The 21262-nt window shown below is 67.9% G+C and carries 23 protein-coding genes; 8 read left to right on the forward strand and 15 right to left on the reverse strand.

The window, feature by feature from the left end:
- Nucleotides 1–8 precede the first annotated feature (8 nt).
- Entirely contained in the window at nucleotides 9–2171 is a 2163-nt protein-coding gene (gene uvrB, locus BM417_RS20885) for an excinuclease ABC subunit UvrB (protein WP_177320514.1), read from the reverse strand.
- 55 nt (nucleotides 2172–2226) lie between these two features.
- Nucleotides 2227–3330 carry a DUF5685 family protein gene (locus BM417_RS20890; RefSeq protein WP_093597930.1) on the reverse strand — a complete coding sequence of 368 codons (1104 nt, stop codon included), beginning with the start codon at nucleotides 3328–3330 and terminating at the stop codon, nucleotides 2227–2229.
- Between the two features lie 50 nt (nucleotides 3331–3380).
- On the opposite strand from BM417_RS20890, the gene BM417_RS20895 reads away from it, so the two are divergent.
- Nucleotides 3381–3890, forward strand: a complete 510-nt coding sequence (locus BM417_RS20895; RefSeq protein WP_093596808.1) for a DUF402 domain-containing protein — start codon at nucleotides 3381–3383, stop codon at nucleotides 3888–3890.
- An 88-nt stretch (nucleotides 3891–3978) separates the two neighbouring features.
- On the forward strand, nucleotides 3979–4497 hold the full coding sequence (locus tag BM417_RS20900) for a DUF402 domain-containing protein (RefSeq protein WP_093596810.1): 519 nt from the start codon (nucleotides 3979–3981) through the stop codon (nucleotides 4495–4497).
- On the opposite strand, the gene coaE is transcribed toward BM417_RS20900, so the two are convergent.
- From coaE to rpsA, 3 genes are all read right to left on the reverse strand, one after another.
- On the reverse strand, nucleotides 4473–5621 hold the full coding sequence (coaE, locus tag BM417_RS20905; RefSeq protein WP_093596813.1) for a dephospho-CoA kinase: 1149 nt from the start codon (nucleotides 5619–5621) through the stop codon (nucleotides 4473–4475). The genes BM417_RS20900 and coaE overlap by 25 nt on opposite strands.
- Before the next feature lie 10 nt (nucleotides 5622–5631).
- Nucleotides 5632–6249 carry a hypothetical protein gene (locus BM417_RS20910; protein WP_093596816.1) on the reverse strand — a complete coding sequence of 206 codons (618 nt, stop codon included), beginning with the start codon at nucleotides 6247–6249 and terminating at the stop codon, nucleotides 5632–5634.
- A gap of 698 nt (nucleotides 6250–6947) precedes the next feature.
- Nucleotides 6948–8438 (reverse strand): 30S ribosomal protein S1, encoded by a 1491-nt coding sequence (gene rpsA, locus BM417_RS20915; protein ID WP_045315762.1) that lies wholly within the window; start codon nucleotides 8436–8438, stop codon nucleotides 6948–6950.
- A gap of 179 nt (nucleotides 8439–8617) precedes the next feature.
- On the opposite strand from rpsA, the gene BM417_RS20920 reads away from it, so the two are divergent.
- The 5 genes from BM417_RS20920 to BM417_RS20940 all read left to right on the forward strand — a co-directional run bounded on the left by BM417_RS20920 (nucleotide 8618) and on the right by BM417_RS20940 (nucleotide 13576).
- The gene (locus tag BM417_RS20920; RefSeq protein ID WP_093596819.1) at nucleotides 8618–9451 is read left to right on the forward strand and encodes a class I SAM-dependent methyltransferase; all 834 of its coding nucleotides are present in this window, start codon (nucleotides 8618–8620) and stop codon (nucleotides 9449–9451) included.
- A gap of 11 nt (nucleotides 9452–9462) precedes the next feature.
- Nucleotides 9463–10383 (forward strand): GNAT family N-acetyltransferase, encoded by a 921-nt coding sequence (locus BM417_RS20925; protein ID WP_093596822.1) that lies wholly within the window; start codon nucleotides 9463–9465, stop codon nucleotides 10381–10383.
- Nucleotides 10384–10461: 78 nt separating this feature from the next.
- Entirely contained in the window at nucleotides 10462–11091 is a 630-nt protein-coding gene (locus tag BM417_RS20930; protein ID WP_093596824.1) for a hypothetical protein, read from the forward strand.
- Nucleotides 11088–13004 (forward strand): YhgE/Pip domain-containing protein, encoded by a 1917-nt coding sequence (locus BM417_RS20935; RefSeq protein WP_093596827.1) that lies wholly within the window; start codon nucleotides 11088–11090, stop codon nucleotides 13002–13004. The genes BM417_RS20930 and BM417_RS20935 overlap by 4 nt, the downstream gene beginning before the upstream one ends.
- A complete protein-coding gene (locus tag BM417_RS20940) occupies nucleotides 13001–13576 on the forward strand; it encodes a TetR/AcrR family transcriptional regulator (protein WP_093596830.1) in 576 nt (191 codons plus the stop codon). Before BM417_RS20935 ends, BM417_RS20940 begins: the two co-directional genes overlap by 4 nt.
- Here the strand turns inward: BM417_RS20940 and BM417_RS20945 are convergent.
- The gene (locus BM417_RS20945) at nucleotides 13539–14153 is read right to left on the reverse strand and encodes a DUF4328 domain-containing protein (RefSeq protein WP_093596833.1); all 615 of its coding nucleotides are present in this window, start codon (nucleotides 14151–14153) and stop codon (nucleotides 13539–13541) included. The genes BM417_RS20940 and BM417_RS20945 overlap by 38 nt on opposite strands.
- A gap of 122 nt (nucleotides 14154–14275) precedes the next feature.
- Between BM417_RS20945 and BM417_RS20950 the strand changes: the two genes are divergently transcribed.
- Nucleotides 14276–14737, forward strand: a complete 462-nt coding sequence (locus BM417_RS20950) for a hypothetical protein (protein WP_093596835.1) — start codon at nucleotides 14276–14278, stop codon at nucleotides 14735–14737.
- A 4-nt stretch (nucleotides 14738–14741) separates the two neighbouring features.
- On the opposite strand, the gene BM417_RS20955 is transcribed toward BM417_RS20950, so the two are convergent.
- The 9 genes from BM417_RS20955 to BM417_RS20995 form a co-directional block, all read right to left on the reverse strand.
- A complete protein-coding gene (locus tag BM417_RS20955) occupies nucleotides 14742–15254 on the reverse strand; it encodes a Rossmann-fold NAD(P)-binding domain-containing protein (protein ID WP_245822048.1) in 513 nt (170 codons plus the stop codon).
- Nucleotides 15251–15823: a P-loop NTPase family protein gene (locus BM417_RS20960; protein WP_093596837.1), complete on the reverse strand. Its 573-nt coding sequence runs from the start codon at nucleotides 15821–15823 to the stop codon at nucleotides 15251–15253. Before BM417_RS20960 ends, BM417_RS20955 begins: the two co-directional genes overlap by 4 nt.
- Nucleotides 15824–15908: 85 nt before the next feature.
- Nucleotides 15909–16112 (reverse strand): cold-shock protein, encoded by a 204-nt coding sequence (locus tag BM417_RS20965; RefSeq protein ID WP_086665400.1) that lies wholly within the window; start codon nucleotides 16110–16112, stop codon nucleotides 15909–15911.
- 180 nt (nucleotides 16113–16292) lie between these two features.
- On the reverse strand, nucleotides 16293–16808 hold the full coding sequence (locus BM417_RS20970; RefSeq protein WP_093596840.1) for a hypothetical protein: 516 nt from the start codon (nucleotides 16806–16808) through the stop codon (nucleotides 16293–16295).
- Nucleotides 16809–16845: 37 nt separating this feature from the next.
- Nucleotides 16846–17892 carry a Gfo/Idh/MocA family protein gene (locus BM417_RS20975; RefSeq protein ID WP_093596843.1) on the reverse strand — a complete coding sequence of 349 codons (1047 nt, stop codon included), beginning with the start codon at nucleotides 17890–17892 and terminating at the stop codon, nucleotides 16846–16848.
- 5 nt (nucleotides 17893–17897) lie between these two features.
- A complete protein-coding gene (locus BM417_RS20980; protein ID WP_093596846.1) occupies nucleotides 17898–18368 on the reverse strand; it encodes a hypothetical protein in 471 nt (156 codons plus the stop codon).
- Nucleotides 18365–19192 (reverse strand): carbohydrate ABC transporter permease, encoded by an 828-nt coding sequence (locus tag BM417_RS20985; RefSeq protein ID WP_093596849.1) that lies wholly within the window; start codon nucleotides 19190–19192, stop codon nucleotides 18365–18367. Before BM417_RS20985 ends, BM417_RS20980 begins: the two co-directional genes overlap by 4 nt.
- Complete coding sequence (locus BM417_RS20990) at nucleotides 19189–20004, reverse strand: carbohydrate ABC transporter permease (RefSeq protein WP_407656164.1); 816 nt, start codon at nucleotides 20002–20004, stop codon at nucleotides 19189–19191. The genes BM417_RS20985 and BM417_RS20990 overlap by 4 nt, the downstream gene beginning before the upstream one ends.
- The gene (locus BM417_RS20995) at nucleotides 20004–21257 is read right to left on the reverse strand and encodes an ABC transporter substrate-binding protein (protein WP_143138736.1); all 1254 of its coding nucleotides are present in this window, start codon (nucleotides 21255–21257) and stop codon (nucleotides 20004–20006) included. Before BM417_RS20995 ends, BM417_RS20990 begins: the two co-directional genes overlap by 1 nt.
- Between the last annotated feature and the right edge of the window lie 5 nt (nucleotides 21258–21262).

Here is a 21262-nt window from a genome sequence, read left to right on the forward strand (position 1 = left end):
ACCCAGGGTCACTTGACCCCGGCCGCGTCCATCCCCCGCAACTCCTTCTTCAGATCCTGGATCTCGTCCCGCAGCCGGCCCGCCAGCTCGAACTGCAGATCCCGGGCCGCGTTCATCATCTGATCGGTCAGCGACTGCACCAGGTCCGCCAGCTCGGACCGGGCCATGCTGGCCCGCTCGTGCGAGGCGACGACACCGGAGGAACGACCGCCCTCGCCGGTGGCCCGCTTCCCGCGAGACTGGTTTCGTCCGGAGCCGCCGACCGGGACCTCGTCCTCCAACTCGGAGTACACGGCCTCCAGGATGTCGGTGATCTTCTTGCGCAACGGCTGCGGGTCGAGGCCGCGCTCGAGGTTGTAGGCGACCTGCTTCTCGCGGCGCCGGTTGGTCTCGTCGATCGCGTGCCGCATCGAGTCGGTGACGCGGTCCGCGTACATGTGAACCTCACCGGACACGTTTCGGGCGGCACGGCCGATCGTCTGCACCAGCGACGTGCCCGAGCGCAGGAAGCCTTCCTTGTCCGCGTCGAGGATCGCCACCAGCGACACCTCGGGCAGGTCGAGGCCTTCCCGGAGCAGGTTGATGCCGATCAGCACGTCGAAGTCGCCGAGGCGCAGCTGCCGCAGCAGCTCGACGCGGCGCAGGGTGTCGACCTCGGAGTGCAGGTAGCGGACCCGGATGCCCAGCTCCAGCAAGTAGTCCGTCAGGTCCTCGGCCATCTTCTTGGTCAGCGTCGTGACCAGCACCCGCTCGTCGCGCTCGGCCCGTTCGCGGATCGAGTGCACCAGGTCGTCGATCTGGCCCTCGGTGGGCTTCACGACGACCTCGGGGTCGATGAGGCCGGTGGGGCGGATGACCTGTTCGACGAACTCGCCGCCGGCCTGGCCCATCTCGTACGGGCCGGGCGTGGCCGACAGGTACACGACCTGGCCGATCCGGTCGGCGAACTCCTCCCACGTGAGCGGGCGGTTGTCCATCGCGGAGGGCAGCCGGAACCCGTGCTCCACGAGGTTGCGCTTGCGGGACGCGTCGCCCTCGTACATGCCGCCGATCTGCGGCACCGTCACGTGGGACTCGTCGATGACCATCAGGAAGTCGTCGGGGAAGTAGTCGATCAGCGTCGCCGGGGCCGTGCCGGCGCCGCGGCCGTCGATGTGGCGCGAGTAGTTCTCGATGCCGTTGCAGAAGCCGACCTGCTTCATCATCTCCAGGTCGTACTGGGTGCGCATGCGCAGGCGCTGCGCCTCGAGCAGCTTGCCCTGGCGCTCCATCTGCGCGAGCGTCGTCTCCAGCTCCGCCTCGATGTCGCGGATCGCGCGCTCCATGCGCTCCGGGCCCGCCACGTAGTGCGTCGCGGGGAAGATCCGGAGCTCGGAGACCTCCTTCACCACGTCGCCTGTCAGCGGGTGGAGGTAGAAGAGCTTGTCGATCTCGTCGCCGAAGAACTCGACGCGGATGGCGAGCTCCTCGTAGGACGGGATGATCTCGACCGTGTCGCCGCGCACGCGGAACGAGCCGCGGGTGAACGACATGTCGTTGCGGGTGTACTGGACGTCGACCAGCAGGCGCAGGAACGCGTCGCGGTCGACCTCCACACCGGTCTCCAGCGGGATCGAGCGGTCGAGGTACGACTGGGGCGTGCCCAGGCCGTAGATGCACGACACGGACGCGACCACGATGACGTCGCGCCGGGTCAGCAGCGACATCGTGGCCGAGTGGCGCAGGCGCTCGACGTCATCGTTGATCGAGGAGTCCTTCTCGATGTACGTGTCCGTCTGCGGGATGTACGCCTCTGGCTGGTAGTAGTCGTAGTAGCTGACGAAGTACTCCACCGCGTTGTGCGGGAAGAGCTCCTTCAGCTCGTTCGCCAGCTGGGCGGCCAGGGTCTTGTTCGGCGCCATCACCAGCGTGGGGCGTTGCAGCTTCTCCACCAGCCACGCCGTGGTCGCCGACTTGCCGGTACCCGTGGCACCGAGCAGCACCACGTCGCGCTCACCGGAGCGGACGCGGCGTTCGAGGTCGGCGATGGCCGCCGGCTGGTCGCCGGCGGGCTGGTACTCGCTGACCACGCGGAACTGCCCGTCGGTGCGCTCGATGTCGCCCACGGGACGGTGCTCGGAGTGCGCCTTGACGGTGCTTTCCTCTGGCGGGAGCTCGGTTGCGAAAGCCACGGGAAGCACGTTACGCCGGGGGTCTGACAATTTCCGATCGAGCCTGGTCAGAGGCCTAGTCGCACGGACAGCAGTTGCAGTCGCAGTCGCAGTTCGGGCCGCAGTCGCCGGGGTCGCACCCGTCGCGCCGCTTGTCGCTCCACGGTCCCGGGAACGGGTCGCGGCAGCAGAACTGACAGGTCCCGCACATGTAGAGGAACGCGCCGCAGCCCTCGAAGCACCCACGAGGCTGCCGCTGCCAGTTCAACCTCGGATACGACCACAACCCGCTGCCGGGATCCGACCACCGGTGCTTGTCCGGCGGGTACTGGTGGCTCTTCCGCTTGCCGAACACCCGGATGATCGACTCCTCCAGCTCGTGCACCAGCAGCTTGTGCACGAGGCGCGCGTCGGTGAACTCCACCTCGCGCAGCGCCAGCCTGATCCCCGCGACCGCGTCCAGGCACAGCCGGTGTGCCTCCTCGACGGACGTTCCGGTCGCCAGCAACGGATTCCACGCGCCCGACGCGCGGTCCTCCTCCAGGTCCTCCACGGCGTCGATCAGGTGCGCGACCCGCCCGAACAGCCGCCCGACCTCGCGCAACGGCTCCACGTTGCCGGGCCTGCCGGCGATGATCGCGGTCTGGCCGACGGCGAACGCGGTCGCGGTCTCCGTCGGTTCGGTGACCACGAGCACCGAGCTGCCGAGCCCCGCCCCGGCCTCCACCTCGGGCTGCCGCCGCACCGCGTCCACCATCACCGACGCGTCGAACCCGAGATCGGACGCCGTGCCCAGCCCCTTGGAGGCCCAGCGCTGCGCCACCGCGCGGCCGGCCCACCCGAGCCGTCCGGCGAGCCCGTCGCCGTCGTCCACGTGGTCCTGGATCTTCAACGACGCCAGCACGAGCGACACCGAGGCCGCCAGGCGCGCGCCGTCGCCGATGGCCACGTCCGCGGACTTCATGCCGCGCAACGCACACGGCCCGGCGGTCCGCCGCGAGACGCCGGACTGCGCCTCCACCGCGGCCGAGATCATCAGCCCGTCGTAGTTGGTGACGAGGCGCGAGAGATGACCGTGCTCGTCGCGCAGCGACAGGCACATTCCACAAAGGTGTGAGAGCCACGCGGACCGCAGCTCAGCGCCCATTCTGTTGCGACAGGGGCGGATGATCCCGAACATGCGCGGCATCCTAAGTGGCCGCGGGGCCCAACGATGGCAGTATCGCGTGCGTGGCACACATCCATCCGCCGAAGATCGAGTACTTCGACCTGGACGCCAAGAGCAACACCGATCCCAAGGGGCAGCTGCGCAGCGTCGACGAGTTCCGTCTCACGCCGACCGGCCTCTACATGTTCCGGCCGCTCGCGGGACATCCGAAGATCAGCCACTTCGAGAGCTGGTTCCTGCCCAAGCTCAACATCCGCGTCACGCGCCAGTCCTGGCATCCGGGTCACCAGCTCGACTTCGACTTCTACGTGGACGTCGTGGAGATCAACGCGATCGGCAGCGTCTGGAAAACAACCGATCTGTACCTCGACCTGATAGTCCGAACGGGTCACAGCGTGACTGTTCTGGACACGGACGAGTTGATCTCCGCAGTTCAGCACAACCTGCTCTCTCCGCAACGCGCGCAATGGGCGCTGGAAACCACCTACTCGGCGGTGTCCGGTATTTCAGCGCACGGTCACGATGTAGTCAGGTGGCTCACCTATTCGGGTTGTCCCACGACCTGGCGCTAGTACACAGAGCGTGTTCGTCACCTGACCGTGACGTAACAAATCGACCCGGCGTGTAACTGCGAGCACATATTTGACTACGCTCGGCGGCGTGGGAGCGGTCACTACACCTCAGTTGGTCGATGTCGTCGACACCATTTCGGGCGTGCGCGCGTATTCGTCCGGTGGCTCACGAACTCTCAGTTCGTGCAACGTCGAACGGTGGGGTCTGCGAATCGAGCATCCCACTCCGGAAGACCCGTTCTCGGACTCCGAGGTCACCTGGCTGATGCCCGAACTGGGCGTGCGCCTGACCACTTACCGCCCGCGTTCCCGGCACGCGCGCAGCACTCCGAGCGTGCTGTCCGCTGTGCGGGTCGAGCGCGACCACCGCCACTGGCAGACCACCGACCTGCTGCTGGGCCTGGCCGTTCCCGGCGGCACCACGGCCCGCATCGTGCGCAGCGAGGAGTTCGCCGCCGCCGTCGCGGGCCGCGTGCTGCGACCGGGCGACGCCGACCAGGCGCTGCGCACGGTCCACCGCACCCTCGAAGAGCTCAGCAACGTCAACCACAACCTGACGTCGTGGCTGACGTGGCACGGCATCTACGACTCCTGGCCGCCCCTGTAGGCCTCGACGCGCTGCACGGCCGTCTCCATCCAGGGGTCCTTCGCCTCACCGTAGGCGAACCCGGTGGCATCGGCCGCAAAACGTTGGGACAGCTCCAACTTCAGGTTGGCGTACTCCTCACGAGCCGCGGCGTCGTGCCGCAGCCAGTCGCGGAAGTCGATCGCCCACCGCCAGTTCGCCGTACCTTCGACGCGCAGGTGCAGGTTCACGCGCCGCCCGGGGTCAGCCCCGGCGTGCAACCGCTTGCTCCAGTCACCCTCGCCCCGCGGCGTGTCCTCGTACGGCCCGAGGTACGGGAACCCGGCCTGCGCCAACGTTTCCCGCAGCGAGTCGGCCGTCTCCATGTCCTCGACGGCAAGCTGGAAGTCGAGCACGTCCTTCGCCGCAAGCCCAGGCACCGCAGTCGACCCGATGTGCTCGACGTGCCGCCCACCGGCCGCCATGCTGATCCGGCGAGCGATCCGCCGCGCCTGCGCGGGCCACCGCTCGTCATAAGGCACCACGATCGGCGACCCGGACGCGTACGAGCCCGTGCGCACGTTCTTCTCGAAGCCCACCAACCGGTCCCACAACGCCGTGACGTCCGGAACCTCACCGCTGTTGTCCAGCCACACGTCCGCAACGGCCCGCCGCTGCTCATCGGTGGCCTGCGCAGCGATCCGGTTCTCCGCGTCCCGCCGATCCATGCCACGACTACCGACCAGCCGCTCCAGCCGCGTCGCCGAGTCCGCGTACACGACGATCACCAGGTGGTACACGGCCGCCATGTCCCGCTCCACCAGCAACGGGATGTCGTGCACGACGATGGCGTCCTCGGCCGCCTCACTCATCCGCTGCCCGGTGAGCGCCCCGATCCGGGGATGCGTGATCCCGTTGAGCGTCTGCCGAGCCTCCTCACTCGCAAACGCCTTGGCCGCCAACGCAGCCCGGTTGAGCGTCCCGTCAGCGTTGAGCACGTCCTCACCGAACGCCCGAACGACCTCCTTGAGCCCGTCAGTCCCAGGCTCAAGCACCTCACGCGCAAGCTTGTCCGCGTCGATGACCACAGCACCGCGCTCCACGAGCAACCGCGCGATCGTCGACTTGCCGGACCCGATTCCCCCGGTCAACCCCACCCTCAGCATGCCGGTCAGGTTAGACGGGCGGCGTCATCGACTGCACGGCCAGGACCGGCAGGACCGCGACGAGCTTCTCCTTGGGGATGAAGTTGTTCCGGTTGCGCACCACGAACGTCGACTTGCCGAGCGACCCGATCAACAGCTGCTCGTCCTTGCCCTCGACCAACGTCCCCTTCTGCTTGCCGACGTCGACCTCGGTGATCTTCGCCCCCTCGCCCCGCTCAGCCTCAACACTCTCACCGACACGAGTACGAGCCGTCAGATCGTCGGTGTACGTCGACAACCCGATGACGATCTTGGCGTCAGGCAGGTTCTTCTTCTCGGGAATCCCGTAGTAGCAATCGATCTTCCCAGTCCGCCCGATCCCGGGTTCCTTGATGCCGATGATGATCCGCGGCTCCCCAGGAAGCTCCTGCCCGAGCGTCGCGTTCATGACCTCAACAGGCACCACGAGCTCGCAGTCGTCCGGCAAAGGCCGATCCACCATCACCGGCACCCGAGACGGCGTGGTGGGCGGGGTGATCTTCGGAATCTGCGGCGGCGGCGCCTGAGTCTGCGGCACGGCAGTCGAGCAGGCAGCACAGACCACCAGCAAACCCGCACCCAGTGCCACGACGAACTTGTTCCCACGCATAGGTTTGCCAACCTACACAACGAGGTTGGGCCTCCACCACAGAGTGAACGGCAAGCCAGCCAGCACACCGCCAACTCCCCGCGAAGCCGAAGGCGAGCCGTCCTACCGCGCGGTCAGGGCGGTGGGGTCCCGTCACGAGTCGCGCCATAGCTCTTGCTGCATCTGGAAGGGGAGGTCAAGTCGACACGCTTTTCGTCGACTTGACCTCCCCTTCCAGATGTGGCCCGCTCTTGGTGCGGCTCGTGACGGGACCCCACCGCCAACGCAACTCTCTAAGCAACCGGCGGCCGCCCAAATCAACAGGCGTGCCATCAACCCGCAGGCGGCGCCACCCCCCGATCAGATTGCCGGGGGTCTGGGGGCAGAGCCCCCAGGGAAAGCACGCAACCGCAAGCCGGCCGCCCGCAAGGTGACCACCCGCAAGGCCGCGGCCCGCAAGGCCGCGGCCCGCAAGGCCGCGGCCCGCAAGGTCACGGCCCGCAAAGTCGCCACCCGCAAGCCAACAACCCGACAAGGCCGCAGCCCGCAAGGTCACGGCCCGCAAGGTCGCCGCCCGCAAGCCAACCACCCGACAAGGCCTCGTCCCGCAAGCCAACAACCCGACAAGACCGCGAACCCCAAACGACAAAGGCCCCCACACCCGAAGGGTGCAGGGGCCTGAGTCAGTCAGCTAGCGCAAAGCCAGGGGATCCCCCGACTCACATGCCGCCCGACAGCTTCTCGCGGAGAGCAGCAAGCTGCTCGTCCGAGGCGAGCGTGCCACCGGACTGAGCCGGCGCACCAACGGACGCGGAAGGAGCGTCGCCACCGGAGGTGTAGTTGCCCGCACCCTCGGCCGAAGCCTCTTCCTCGGCCTCGGCGGCCTTGCGGATCTGCTTCATGTGGGCCTCGTAACGAGTGTGGGCCTCAGCGTACTGACGCTCCCACTCCTCACGCTGCTTGTCGAAGCCGTCCTGCCACTCCTGGGTCTCCGGGTCGAAGCCCTCGGGGTAGATGTAGTTGCCCTGGTCGTCGTACTCGGCGGCCATGCCGTACTGGGTCGGGTCGAACTCGGTGTCGACCGTGAAGCCCTCGTTGGCCTGCTTGAGCGACAGCGAGATGCGACGGCGGTCGAGGTCGATGTCGATGACCTTGACCATGACGTCGTCGCCGACCTGGACGACCTGCTCCGGGATCTCCACGTGGCGCTCGGCCAGCTCGGAGATGTGGACCAGGCCCTCGATGCCCTCGTCCACGCGGACGAACGCACCGAACGGAACCAGCTTGGTGACCTTGCCCGGCACGATCTGGCCGATCGCGTGGGTGCGGGCGAACTGGCGCCACGGGTCTTCCTGCGTCGCCTTGAGCGACAGCGACACGCGCTCGCGCTCCATGTCGACGTCGAGGACCTCGACGGTGACTTCCTGGCCGACCTCGACAACCTCGGACGGGTGGTCGATGTGCTTCCAGGACAGCTCCGAGACGTGGACGAGACCGTCGACGCCACCCAGGTCCACGAAGGCACCGAAGTTGACGATCGAGGACACGACGCCCTTGCGGACCTGGCCCTTCTGCAGCTGGTTGAGGAACTCGCTGCGGACCTCGGACTGGGTCTGCTCGAGCCACGCGCGGCGGGACAGGACCACGTTGTTGCGGTTCTTGTCCAGCTCGATGATCTTCGCCTCGAGCTCACGGCCGACGTACGGCTGGAGGTCGCGGACGCGACGCATCTCGACGAGCGAGGCGGGGAGGAAGCCGCGGAGGCCGATGTCGAGGATGAGACCACCCTTGACGACCTCGATGACCGTGCCCTTGACGGGCTCGTCCTTCTCCTTGAGGGCCTCGATGGTGCCCCACGCGCGCTCGTACTGAGCACGCTTCTTGGAGAGGATCAGACGGCCTTCCTTGTCCTCCTTCTGGAGAACAAGCGCCTCGACCTCGTCACCGACCTTGACGACCTCGTTGGGGTCGACGTCGTGCTTGATCGACAGTTCGCGCGAGGGGATGACGCCCTCGGTCTTGTAGCCGATGTCGAGCAGGACCTCGTCCCGGTCGACCTTGACGATCGTGCCCTCAACGATGTCGCCATCGTTGAAGTACTTGATCGTCTTGTCGATAGCTGCGAGGAAGTCCTCCTCCGTCCCGATGTCGTTGATCGCGACCTGCTTGGGAGCAGCGGCAACGGGGGCGGTGGTGGTGTCGGTGGACATTAGGTAGGTGGCTCCGGTACGGATTGGCATTGATTGGCTGGTAGTGGTGCGCGCGCAGCGACACAGCGACCTGGAATCCCGCGGTTCTGGATCATGGGCAGCACTAACCCACTACGCACGCGATATCGTACGCGGCCGCGAGACGCGCAAGCAAACCAGCCCCCATGTGAAGGAGCAGTGTGTCCAACCAGCACGCGAGCGCGGAACAAGCGCTCGGCACCACCGGCATCGTCAAGCGCGGGGCGGACGCCGCCGAGTCGCGCGTGGCGAACCGAATCTGGTGGGACGCGGACGCCGACGACTACCACGAGACGCACGGCGACTTCCTGGGCGCGGCGGACTTCGTCTGGTGCCCGGAGGGCGTGCGCGAGGAAGACGTCAGGTTCCTGGGTGAAATCGCTGGTCAGCGGGTTCTGGAGGTCGGCTGCGGCAGTGCCCCGTGCGCGCGCTGGCTCAAGGAGAACAAGGCGGACGTCACCGCCTTCGACATCTCCGAGGGCATGCTCCGGCACGCCCGCGTGAACAACGCCGCGACCGGGATCGACGTCCCGCTCGTCCAGGCGAGCGCCGATCAGCTGCCGTTCCGGAGCGACTCCTTCGACGCCGCCTGCAGCGCGTTCGGCGCAGTGCCGTTCGTCGCGGACGTCGAAGAAGTTTTTCGCGAACTCGCCCGCGTGCTCAGGCCCGGCGCGCCCTGGGTGTTCTCGGTCAACCACCCGATGCGGTGGATCTTCCCCGACGACCCCGGTCCGCTCGGCCTCACGGTCACGCAGTCGTACTTCGACCGCACCCCCTATGTAGAGGTGGACGACGAGGGCAAGGCCACCTACGTGGAGCACCACCGCACGCTCGGCGACTACGTCCGGGCGCTCACGAACACCGGTTTCGTGGTCGAGGACCTGGTCGAACCCGAGTGGCCGAAGGGCCACACCCGCAACTGGGGCCAGTGGAGCCCGCTGCGCGGCAAGCTGTTCCCCGGCACCGCGATCTTCCGGACCCGCCTGACGTCGTAATCTCACTGGCCATGACCTCGGCACGCGGACTGGTGGCGGCCCAGTCGGCACGTTTCGCGTCGCTGGACCCGTTGCTCCCGCCCGCCACCGAACCGCCGATGGACGGCCACGTCATCACGGCGGCACTGGCGGACGGCACGCGCGTGGCCGGGGTCATCAGCCACCAGAGCTTCGAACCGCACTCGACCACGCGGCTGTGGTCGACGGCCGAGGTCTGGGAGATGCTCCCGCTGGTCGGGGAGGCGCAGGGCATGGACGCGCTGCTCACCCGCTTCCGCCGGCACCTCGACACGCAGGAGATCGGCGACGACACGGCGTGCGTCGTGCACTGGCCGAGCCGCGACAGCAAGGCCGCACGGGCGTTCCTGGACCACGGCCTCGTACCGCTGTCCGTGCTCGCCGTACGCCTGAAGACTCCGGCCCAGCACGTCTCCCGCACGCTCACGATCCGCCGTGCCACCCCGCACGACCTGGAGACCGTGCTGGAGCTGTCGCTCGCGGAGCTGGAGTACTCCTCTTATGTGGGCTCGACGATCGTGCGCCCGGAGGCTGCGGCGGTGAAGCGGCGCGCGCTGGTCGAGCGGCTCAAGAACGCGAGTCCCATCTGGCTCGCCGAACGCGACGGCATCGCGGTGGCGCTCGCGGAGTGCGCGGTCGTGTCCTCCGAACCCGGCACGATGGCGGCGGCGAGGCTCCCCCGCGGCCGCTGGGGCTATGTGAACTGCGTCTCCGTGCTGCCGGGTGCCCGCGGCGCCGGCATCGGCCAGCAGCTCCTCGCCTACGCCCACCAGGAACTTCACCGGATGGGCACGGTCGGCACGTACCTCTACTACAACCCGCCGAACCCGCTGAGCAGCGTGTTCTGGCCGCGTCAGGGCTACCGGCCGCTGTGGACCGTCTGGGAAGTACGCCCCGCCTCCGCCCTTAGGTGACCTATGTCCGAGTTGCAGAGCGCCGAGGGCTGCGGGAGAATTTGTACTGACCGGTCAGTTTAAACGGAGGGTAAAGCCGTGGAGATCCACGCAAGTCGAGCAGGCGTCAACGGGGGCCATGGTCCCCTGCTCCGGCCGACTTCGCTGGTCGTGAAGCCCGGTGAGCTCACGCTGGTCGCGGGCGAGCCCGGCACCGGTCACACGGCGTTCGGCCTGCTGCTGTCCGGTCGCATGAAGCCGTCCACCGGCACGGTGTCGCCGGACGCGAAGACGCTGCGCAAGCGCGTCGTGCTGATCGACGCCCCCGAGGTGAACGAGCCGGAAGACGCACTCACCCTGTCCGCCGTCGTCGGCGAGGAGCTCGCGATGAACGGCATGCCCTCCGGCAAGAAGGCTGTGCACGACTGGTTGGTGGAGCACGCCGCCGATGAGCACGCGGCCAAGCGCTTCGAGTACGTCCCGCCGCGGACGCGGTGCGCGGTGCTGCTCGACCTGGCCGCCGCACGCCCCGGCGTCACGGCGCTGATCCTCGACTGCCCGGACCGCTACCACCCAGACCCACGCGAGTGGTTCGCACTGGCCCACGACCACGTGACCCCCGAACGGTCCGTCGTCGTCCTGTGCTCGAACTCCTCCGCCAACATCCTCGACCTCCCGCACGCGCGCCTTGGTGAGGACAACGACTCCAAGATGGAGATCACCGCATGAGCGCCCTTCGCATGGCATTCAACGAACTCCGCCGGATCACCTCCGGCAAGCTCCCCAAGCTCGCGGTCCTGGCGCTGGCTCTCGTGCCGCTGCTGTACGCGTCGCTGTACCTGTACGCCAACAAGGATCCGTACGCGAACCTCAACCACGTCCCCGCCGCGCTGGTCGTCAAGGACAAGGGCGCCAAGGACCTCAACGCCGGCAAGGACGTCGCGGACGAGCTGCTGAACGGCAAGAAGTTCAACTGGCAGGTCGTGGACGACGCCGACGAGGGCGTGCGCAAGGGCAAGTACATCTTCGCCCTGACGCTGCCGGAGGACTTCTCCGAGGCGCTCACGTCCGCTGAGCAGAACAAGCCGCGCCAGGGCGTGCTGACCCTGACGACCAACGACGCCAACAACTACCTGGGCAGCACGATCGCGAACCAGGTCGTCTCCGAGGTGCGCAGGGCCGTCACGGCGAAGGTCTCCACCGAGGCCGCGGACAAGCTGCTGCTCGGCTTCTCCACGATCCGCCAGGAGACCACCAAGGCCGCCGACGGCGCGAAGAAGATCGCGGACGGCAGCGCGACGTTGCGCGACAAGGTCGGCGAGCTCGACAGCGGCGTCCAGCAGCTCTCCACGGGTGCGGTGACGGCGGCCAACGGCGCCGCGCAGCTCCGGGACGGCACGCACGAACTCCGCTCGCAGACCGCACCACTGCCCGACGGCGCGAAGAAGATCGCGGACGGCGCCCGCCAGGTCGCCACCGGCAACGAGACCGCCGCGGCTGAGGCCGAGGAGTACGCGAAGAAGGCCCAGGCACTCGTCGGCGTGCTCGACCAGGCCAACGGCGACATCGCGAACCGCCTGCGCGCCTTGGGTTTCACCGAGGAACAGGTGCAGAACGTGCTGGGCACGATCGGCCAGGTCCGCAAGCCGGTCGACGACGCCAACGGCAAGGTCCAGGGCGCCGCGGGTGATCTCCGCAAGCTCGCGACGGGCGCGGACCAGGTGGCCGACGGCGCCGAGCAGCTCTCGTCCAAGATGCCCGGCCTGGTCGCCGGCGTCGCCAAGCTGGACGACGGCGCGACGAAGCTCGCCGACGGCAACGCCCAGCTCCGGGACGGCCTGCAGAAGGCGGCCACCGGCACCCCGCAGCTCAAGGACGGCGCCACGACACTCGCGACCGGTGCGGCGGAGCTGAGCGACGGCCTGTCCGGAGGCATCAACAAGATCCCGGACCAGGACGACCCGACGCGCGCCGCGATCGCGCAGGCGATCGGCGACCCGGTGGCGGTGCGCGGCCTGTCCCAGACGAAGGCCGCCACGTACGGCGCCGGCCTGGCCCCGTTCTTCCTGGGCCTGGCGACGTGGATCGGCGCGTTCGTGCTGTTCCTGCTGCTGCGCCCGCTCTCCCGCCGTGCGCTCGCCGCCGGTCAGTCAGCGCTACGTGTCGCGGTGGGCGGCTGGCTGCCAGGCGCGTTGCTCGGCATCGTGCAGGTGCTGGTGATGTTCACGGTCGTACGGTTCGTGGTCGACATCGAGCCGTCGAACCCCGTCGGCACGTTCGGGTTCCTCGCGCTGATGTCGCTGACGTTCGTGGCGATCCTGCACGCGCTGAACGCCGCGTTCGGCGCGGTGGGCAAGTTCCTGGGTCTGATCCTGCTGATCCTTCAGCTGGTCAGCGCGGGTGGCACGTTCCCGTGGCAGACGATCCCGGTGCCGCTGTACCCGCTGCACTACGGCCTGCCGATGGGCTACGCGGTCGACGGTCTGCGCCACCTGATGTACGGCGGTGACCTGGGAAGCGTCGGAAAGGACGCGCTGATCCTTCTCGCCTGGCTGCTCGGAGCCCTAGCCTTGTCGTCCGTGGCGGCCTACAAGCAGCGGGTGTGGACAGCGTCCAAGCTGAAGCCGGAGCTCGTGCTGTGAGCGCGCGAACGACAGCGACCAAGCAGAAGCTCTTCGACGCGGCGTTGAAGCTGGTCGGCGAACGGGGCGCGGCCTCGGTGACGGTCGACGAGATAGCCGCGGAGGCGGGTGTCGCCAAAGGCACGATCTACTACAACTTCGCCTCGAAGGACGCCCTCGTCGAAGCGCTGCTGCACCACGGCGTGGAGATCCTCGCGGGCCGGCTGCGGTCCGCGGAGGGGTCCGAGGACTCGCTGGAGGCGCTGGTCGACGAGATGCTCGGCTTCTGGGCCGAGTACCCGGCGTTCGGCCAGCTGCTCGTCTCGGAGCTGTGGCGCACACCGGGCCAATGGCACGGCACTCTCTCGTTGCTGCGCGACGACATCGTGTCGATCGTGCGCGGTCAGATGAAGCGCCTGTCCGACGCGGGCCGCCTGCCCGATGGGGTCGAGGTCGGCACCGCGTCGGCGGCGTTGTTCGGCACGCTGCTCGTGATCGCGCTGGACTGGCAGGTGTTCCAGCCGGAGCGGTCACGGGCGGAGGTGCGCGAGTCGGTCATGCTGCTGGTGCGGGGGATGCGCTCGGCTCGGTGACCTGAAGGTCGTTGATCTGACGGATCACCCGTGCGGCGAGCACGGCGGCCGCGACGGACAGCAGCGCGGAGACCGTCGCGAACGTCGCGAGCTCGTACGAGAGCGACTGCGGCAGGGTCAGGGCGATGTTCGAGAGCAGGAAGCAGATCCACCACGCGGTGATCAGGCTGCTCTTGGGACGCTGCTCGAGCGCGACCATGCGCAGCGCCCTGTCCGATCCCCGCCAGACGTCCTGCACCACCGAGTGCGGGATGACGAGGTTCGCGATCGGGATGAACCAGCCGAGGATCACCCACGTCCTCGTGAAGCGGTGCTGGTGCCTGGACGTGATCGCGTCGGAGTTGAGCCGAGCGTGGTACATCCACACCATGAAGGTGGCCGCCGTGACGACGAACGCCACGAGGGAGATCCACGAGAGCATGAACGCCACCGTGGTGCCCAGCGTCGTGTACTGATCGGCGTCGACCGTGAGCCAGACGAACACCGCCTCGAGCACGTTGATCCCCGCCGAGATTCCGATCAGGACGGTCGCCGCCAGCCCGACCCCGTGCACAGGTCTGAGCACGTCGTTGTTCATCTGATTGTTCCCCCAGAGCAAGTACGTCCCCCGACGTCGGCGCGGAGCGTACAACGTCAACGCCCGATCGAGCGATGCGTTTGACCGAGCAGGCCCCCAGGCCCGCAGGTACGAACGAAGACATGCCGAAACTGCTGAGCATCGCCACCGTCCTGCTCGCGACCATCGCCCTCACGGCGTCCCCCGCGCTGGCAGCGCCGGACCCCGTGAAGGCCACCGCCGACTTCCAGGAAGCGCTGTTCACCCCGGTCGCGGGAGTCCTCGACTTCGAGGAGACAGCCGACGGCATCAAGGTCGCCGGCGAGTTCAAGAAGGGCTTCGCCTCCGACGCGCCGTCGGACTACCAGCTGGTGGTCCTCGACAACGCGGACGTGGTGCTGGACTTCACCAAGGACTTCCAGAAGGTCGCCGAGATCGAGGCGGCGGAGGTCGCGGCGTTCGAGTTCGTCACGAAGACCAAGCAGAAGATCGCGGACATCCGCAACGAGGACGTGGTCGTGCGCCAGCTCGTGGACGTGGCGGCCGGCATCAAGGTGCAGGCGGAGATCGGCCGGGCGAAGGTCCAGAGGACCGAGGTCCGGTAGCGCGTCAGCGGGCGTCCTCGTGGTGCAGCGAGGGCGCCCGTCCCGCCAGTCCTCGTTCGACGGCCTCCAGCACTGCACGGTTCGTGCGCAGTGTCGCGTCGTGCGCGAAGTGACCGAGCAACACCTGCTGTGTCGGATGCGGAAGCGCAGGTTCCGGTACGGGCACGGACGTGTGCACCTCCACCACCGGCGCGTCCTCTGCGAGAAGGTGCCGCACGGCGTTGAGCACACCCATGCGGTAGCTGTCGTGCACCCACGCCACCAGCAGGTTCACCAGGTCGCCGTCGAGCTCGTACTCGACCTCCGCGGCAAGCTTCTCGGGGTGCTCCCAGTCGGCCCTGACCCACGTCGGCCGATGTCCCCGCGAGATCGACGCCCGCGCCGCCCGTCCGGGACCGTCGTCGGCCATCAACGGCTGCGTGCGCGACGGCAGCACCACCCGCCATCCGCGTGCGACGAGTTGTCCCGCGCAGCCGGCCAGCATGCCGGTCCCACCGAGCACCAGAGCCGTTCTCACCGAGCACGCTCCTCCCCGACCGAGGCGAGCGGGCCGGAGAGCCAGCGCTCCACCTGCCCCTGCCCGCGCAGCCGCACGACCACGATGTCGTCGACCAGGGCGAGCACCCTGGCCCGGTTGCGACCGTAGCTCTTCCAGCCCCACCGCAGGATGTGCTCCGGATCGGTGAACGCCGACAACAGCGACGACTCCCGGTTACCGTTCCACAACTCCACCCCTGCCGCGCGACGTCTGATCGTGCGACTCACCAGCCGGCCCATCACGACCGGGAACAGATGGTCGAGCCACACCACCGTGTCCGCCCGCGCGAGCAACGCGGGCCGCGCCGCCTTGTACTGGTACTCGGTGACCCAGTGGTCTTCTCGTGCGAACGCGGCGACCTCGTCCAGGAACTCCGGCCGCGGCGTCCACTGTGGACCCCAGTAGAGACTGTCCAGCTCCACGCGCCGCAGGTCGTGCTGACGGGCGATGCGCAGGCAGAGCGTCGACTTGCCGGATCCCGCGTTGCCGGCGACGAGGATGCGCCGGGGCACGTGCGGCAGCGGATCAGCTGGTCCGAGCAACGGCATCAAGCCAGGCTAGGGGAACCCGCAAGCCCCCGAACACACGCAGGGCCCCCGGGAAGTCCCGGGGGCCCTGCGGTGTGAAACAACGTCAGAGAGCGGTGACGTTCGTCGCCTGCGGGCCCTTCTGGCCCTGCGTGACGTCGAACGAGACCTTCTGGTTCTCCTCGAGGCTGCGGTAGCCGCCGCCGTTGAGGGCCGAGTAGTGGACGAAGACGTCAGCGCCGCCGTCCTCGGGGGCGATGAAGCCGAAGCCCTTTTCGGCGTTGAACCACTTGACGGTGCCGTTTGCCATGTACTGCTCCTTCAATGCTGAAGAGCAAGCCGCACTTTGCGACTGCCCCGTGGTTGGTCGAGAGCCGACCGCCCCATCCGCGAAGAAGGAGAAGCGCTCGCAACTGAAGTTCGGCGAGCGTGAAAAGACACGAACACAAAACCGCAACCAATGAAGCAGTCTACCGCATGCCCCAGGGGCTTAGCCACGCCTGCGCTGAGGTACCGCGAACCGCTGCTGCATGATCGAGATCCGGAAGATGACGTAGCAGGCGAGCCCCGCCGCCCCGATCGCGCACAAGGTCGACAACGTCGAGAACACGACGTAGAGGGGCGTGTCGAGCAGCAACGACTCCAGCACGTCGCCCAGCACCATCGCGAGGAACGTGAGCTGCCAGGGCCTGATCAGCGGACTCGCCACGCGCTGCGCGAACGGCACCTCGCGCTGGGCCGGGTCGCTCGCCTTCCACACCTGCGACACCATCCGCACGCCGTGCAGGGCGATCGCCTCGGCGTTGTGGGTGGCGCTGCGGAACCAGATGACGAACGCCACACCCGCGGGGATGACCATCATGATGGCCAGGAAGCTCCACGAGGACGATCCGCCCTGCCAGTCGTTGATCGTGCCCCAGACGGACTCGGCGGCGACCAGCGCTATCAGGCCCATGCTGACGTAACCGGTGACCCGGACGTCCTTGAGCTCGATGTAGGTGTCCAACGCAACACTCCCCGAACGCGGCGAACTGCGCGGCAGACTACCGCCCGAATCCGCAGCCCAGTTCGGTGAAGGTCGCGAGCTTCTCGGCGGCCCGCACGACCACCTCGTCGATGCCGTCGAGCACCACCCGGTCACCGACGCGGCGGGCGGGCAGCAGCGGCACGTCGGCCTTGCCGCACTGCTCGGCGATCGACGTGAACGCCCGTGCGGCGGCCAGCGGCGCGACCAGGGGCTCGCCGGTCTGCCGGTGCCGGATGAGGTTCTCCAGAAGATCGACGGACGGCGCCACGGCCATGCGGTGGTCGTTCACCGTGAGTCTGTCGTCGTCGTACCACCAGACGGCCTGCCCGAGCGTTCCGTGCACCAGGACGACCGGTGGCAACGATGTCGTCGCACAGAGCGTGGTGGCGACGACGACCGGCGGTGCTCCCTCGGCCGTCACCCGGACGCAGGCCGTGTCGTCCGCACTGATCGTCTCGCGGCACCGGTACAGCTCCAGTTCGACAGCGATGTCGGTCCGTTCCTCGACATCGGCGAGCAGCAGCGCGTTCTGCAGTGCGTGCGCGAACGGGTTCACGAGCGTCCCGTCCTCGCCCTGCCGTCCGGCCCAGCCGGAGCGTTCGTAGTAGGCGTCCGTGCGCGTCCAACGCCCGGCGGCGCCGATACCGGTGATGTCGCCCAACGCACCGGAGCCGATCAACGAGCAGAGCCGCCGGTACGAGCCCGTCCCCTGCGTCTGGAACCCGACCTGGCCCACCAGCCCGCGTTTGAGGGCCTCGGCGGAGATGTCGTCGAAGTCGGTCGCCGACAGCACCGCGGGCTTCTCGACCAGCACGTCGCAGCCCAGTTCGAACGCCGCCAGGACGAGGTCGCGGTGCGTCGCGGGCGGTGAGGAGATCACGACGATCTCGGGGTGCAACTCCGCCGCCAGGGACGGCAGGTCCGGGTAGGCCGGCACCGGCGCGTCGACCTCCGCGACGTCGACCACACCGACGAACGTGGCGAGGCCGTCGTGGCCGAGCCGGACCAGGTTCTCCACGTGCCGCGCCCCATGTCCACGAGCGCCGACCAGCGCAACACGCATCGCTCTCACCCTTCTCGGGCGGACTCAGCCGCGAGCGCCAGGGGTCCGCCGATCACCAGCGCCAGCGGAGGCAGGGCCCACACCAGCACACCGGCGACCACCAACGCGGCCATCAGCATCAGCCGAGGTGGGTGGAATTTCAATGCGCCGCGCCAACCAAGACACGTTTGCGACAGCATCCAGGCTCCAACGGCCGCCGAAGCCGTCAACACCGCCACCCGAACGGGCAATGGCGCCGGGAGCACGGTCACCACTAAGAGGGCGTCGATCACGAGCACGGCCCACGCCAGTCCGAAGATCACGCCCGGCACCCACTGCACGCGCACCAACGACCAGAACCGTCCGACCGGGAGCTCCGCGCGCAGCACCTCGCGGGCCGCGCCGAACGCCGAGAAGGCCGTCACGACCGGGAGCGAGGCCACGAACACGAACACCCCGAGCAGCAGGGTGTCCGCGAGCACCTCGACGCGTCTCATCCCTTCAGGCCCGTCGTGGCCACGCCCGCAACCAGGAACCGCTGGAACGCCAGGAAGAACAGTCCGATCGGCACCAGCGACAGCACCGACATCGCGAACATGGGCCCGTACGAGGAGGACGACGTCTGGTCGATGAACAACCGCAGGCCCATCGGGATGGTGTAGTTCTCGGTGGACGACAGGTAGATCAACTGCGAGAAGAAGTCGTTCCAGGTCCAAATGAACGTGAAGATCGCCGTCGTCACCAGCGCGGGCCTCGACAACGGCAGCACGACGTACCGGTAGTTGCGGATCGGCCCGCAGCCGTCGATCTTCGCCGCCTCGTCGAGCTCGCGCGGGATGCCGCGCATGAACTGCACCATCAGGAACACGAAGAACGCGTCGGTCGCGAGCAGCTTCGGCAGGATCAACGGCACGAAGGTGTCGATCATCTCCAGCCGCTGGAACACCACGTACTGCGGGATCAGCGTGACGTGCGCCGGCAGCATGATCGTGACCAGCGCGAACGCGAACAGCGGGCCGGAGAGCCGGAACCGCAGCCGGGCGAACGCGTAGGCCGCCAGCGAGCACGACACGACGTTGCCGACCACGGCACCCGAGGCGACGATCGTGGAGTTGCCGAGGAACGTCCAGAACGACTCGCCGCCCGCGCCCTCCAGCGCACCCGCGTAGCCGTCCGTCGTGACGCGGCCTGGGAACAACGAACGCAGGTTCGCCACCAGGTCCTCGACCGGGGTGAGCGACGCCGAGACCAGCCACACGATCGGATAGAGCACCAACGCCAGCGCGGCGAGGCACAGCAGGAAGGTCGCGGCCCGTCTCATCGTTCGTCTCCGTAGAACACCCAGTACCGCGAGGTGCGGAACAGCACGGCGGTGATCAGCGCGATCGCCACCAGCAGCACCCACGCCATGGCGGACGCGTAGCCCATGCGGAACTCCGTGAACCCGCGCTCGTACAGGTAGAGCGTGTAGAACAGCGTCGAGTCGGCCGGTCCCCCGCGCCCGCCGCTGACCACGAACGCCTGCGTGAACGCCTGGAACGCGTGGATGGTCTCCAGCACGAGGTTGAAGAACAGCACCGGCGACAGCATCGGCAGCGTGATCGACGCGAGCTTGCGCCACCACCCGGCGCCGTCCACCGCGGCCGCGTCGAACAGGTCGCGCGGGATCTGCTGCAACCCGGCCAGGAAGATCACCATCGGGGCGCCGAACTGCCACGCGGACAGCAGCACGATGGTGACCAGCGCGGTGTCCGGCGTGTCGACCCAGGTGTCGAAGATCGCCCGCCACGCCAGCGCGAGCCCGACCGACGCGCCCAGCAGCGAGGGCGCGTAGAAGGCCGAGCGGAAGAACGCCTGTCCCTTGCCGCGCAACGAGTTCAGCAGCAACGCGACCGAGAGCGCCAGGAGCAGCTTGGCCGGCACCGACCACCCGACGTACGTCAGGGTCACGCCGACCGAGTCCAGGTAGCGCGGGTCGTCGCCGAACAGCTTGGCGTAGTTGTCGAGTCCGACCCACCTGGGTTCGTTGAACAGGTCGTAGTCGGTGAACGACAGGTACAGCGACACGACCATCGGCGCCACGGTGAGTCCGATGGCGCCGAGCAGCCACGGCGCCAGGAACAGGTACGGCACTACTTCAGTGCTTCTTCCGCGTCACGCCAGAACTCGTCCAACGCCTGGTCGATCGTCTTCTTGCCGAACACGACCTCTTCGTGTTTGCGCTGCATGAGCTTGTAGATCGTGCCGTCGCCCTTGGGCGGGGCGGGTGGCGCGTCGCCGAGCTTCGCGTCGACCGACTTCTGGTACTCGAAGATGACTTTGTTGGCACCACTGAGGTTCTGCGCCACGGCCTCGCGGATCTTGAGGTTCGCCGGCAGGCCGCGGTTGGCGCCGAGGATCTTGCCCGCGTCGGGGTCGTTGAGCAGGAAGTCGATCAGCTTGACCGCCGCGTCCTTGTGCTTGGTGCGGGCCGACGCGCTGATCAGCTGCGACGGTTTGCGGTACGAGCCGAGGACTTCCTTGCTGTCACTGGGATACGGGCCGAGTTTGAGCTCGTCCGGCCGTACGGTGTTGTAGCCGCCGTAGAGGCTGTCGTAGCTGTGTTCGGACGCCGACAGCTTCTTGCCCATCGGGGTCTGCTCGGCACCGGCGTTGAGGGTGGTCACCAGTTCGGCCGGCGTGGTGGCGTTCGCGTCGCGGAAGTCCTTGGAGAGCTGCCAGAACGCCTTCAGGTCGTCCTTGCCGTAGCCGAGCTTGCCGTCGCGGTAGAGCGCCTTGCCGCGTTGCCGCAGCCAGGTCTCGAAGACGTCCTCGGTGCCGCCGAAGTCCGTGGAGCCGGAGATCCCGGTGCTCGCCTTGAGCTTTCCGGCGATCTCCTTGTAGTCGGACCAGGTCCAGCCGATCCGCGGTTCCGGCACGCCCGCGGCGGTGAACAGCTTCGGGTCGTAGACGATCGTGGTGGCGTTCTGCGCCAACGGCATCGCGACCTGCTTGTCGTTCAGCTTGCCACTGCCGGCGAAACCCGCGTTCCAGTCGGCGGTGCGGATCTCCTTGCCCACGTACGGGGTGAGGTCGAGCAGGACGTTGCGGCCCGCGTACTCGTTGAGGTAGCGGTAGTCCATCTGGATCACGTCCGGCGCGTTGCCGCCCGCGATCTCGGTGGAGAGCTTCTCGAAGTAGTTCTGGAAGTTCTGGAACGACGTGGCGACCTTGACGTCCGGGTTACGGCTCTCGAACAGCTTCACCGCCTCGTTCGTGATCTTCGCGCGGTCGTCGTTGCCCCACCAGATGAACCGGATCTCGGCCTGACCGCCGCTTCCGGAACCGCCGCCACACCCGGCCGCCACCAACGCGCCGCCGAGCACCAAGGCCATGGCCTTGCGCACGTTCA

This window comes from Lentzea waywayandensis (assembly GCF_900115955.1).
GTDB classification, from domain to species: Bacteria; Actinomycetota; Actinomycetes; order Mycobacteriales; family Pseudonocardiaceae; genus Lentzea; species Lentzea waywayandensis.

Coding starts and splice junctions, on each gene's coding strand:
- coaE (WP_093596813.1), bottom strand. CDS start 5,621: ATGCTGAGGGTGGGGTTGACCGGGGGAATCGGGTCCGGCAAGTCGACG.
- BM417_RS20950 (WP_093596835.1), top strand. CDS start 14,276: ATGCCGAAACTGCTGAGCATCGCCACCGTCCTGCTCGCGACCATCGCC.
- BM417_RS20960 (WP_093596837.1), bottom strand. CDS start 15,823: ATGCCGTTGCTCGGACCAGCTGATCCGCTGCCGCACGTGCCCCGGCGC.
- BM417_RS20945 (WP_093596833.1), bottom strand. CDS start 14,153: ATGAACAACGACGTGCTCAGACCTGTGCACGGGGTCGGGCTGGCGGCG.
- BM417_RS20925 (WP_093596822.1), top strand. CDS start 9,463: ATGACCTCGGCACGCGGACTGGTGGCGGCCCAGTCGGCACGTTTCGCG.
- rpsA (WP_045315762.1), bottom strand. CDS start 8,438: ATGTCCACCGACACCACCACCGCCCCCGTTGCCGCTGCTCCCAAGCAG.
- BM417_RS20985 (WP_093596849.1), bottom strand. CDS start 19,192: ATGAGACGGGCCGCGACCTTCCTGCTGTGCCTCGCCGCGCTGGCGTTG.
- BM417_RS20980 (WP_093596846.1), bottom strand. CDS start 18,368: ATGAGACGCGTCGAGGTGCTCGCGGACACCCTGCTGCTCGGGGTGTTC.
- BM417_RS20975 (WP_093596843.1), bottom strand. CDS start 17,892: ATGCGTGTTGCGCTGGTCGGCGCTCGTGGACATGGGGCGCGGCACGTG.
- BM417_RS20910 (WP_093596816.1), bottom strand. CDS start 6,249: ATGCGTGGGAACAAGTTCGTCGTGGCACTGGGTGCGGGTTTGCTGGTG.
- BM417_RS20965 (WP_086665400.1), bottom strand. CDS start 16,112: ATGGCAAACGGCACCGTCAAGTGGTTCAACGCCGAAAAGGGCTTCGGC.
- BM417_RS20935 (WP_093596827.1), top strand. CDS start 11,088: ATGAGCGCCCTTCGCATGGCATTCAACGAACTCCGCCGGATCACCTCC.
- BM417_RS20890 (WP_093597930.1), bottom strand. CDS start 3,330: ATGTTCGGGATCATCCGCCCCTGTCGCAACAGAATGGGCGCTGAGCTG.